Genomic DNA, 240 nt, shown 5'->3' on the forward strand with positions numbered 1-240 from the left:
TCTTCGCGTAAATTTGCGTGGGATGCGCGTGGTTATCAGCAAGGCGGTGACACTCAACCATTGGTAATGGCTATGTCTTTCTACCCGAAAGAAGGTGGCGAGCTATGGCAGAAGTATTCTACAGAATCAATCATCCACACCATGGATGTTTATAGCCGCTTTAGCTTCGATTACCCATACCCAGTAGCCCAGTCAGTTAATGGTCCAGTTGGCGGCATGGAATACCCCATGATCACCTTC

Annotated in this window: 1 protein-coding gene; it reads left to right on the forward strand. The window is 48.3% G+C overall.

The window, feature by feature from the left end; translation table 11 throughout:
• A partial coding sequence (locus tag NLF92_RS13710) for a hypothetical protein (protein ID WP_254102825.1) occupies positions 1-240 on the forward strand: 240 nt, incomplete at both ends.

The sequence above is a fragment of the Opacimonas viscosa genome (assembly GCF_024199005.1).
Taxonomy (GTDB): Bacteria; Pseudomonadota; Gammaproteobacteria; order Enterobacterales; family Alteromonadaceae; genus Opacimonas; species Opacimonas viscosa.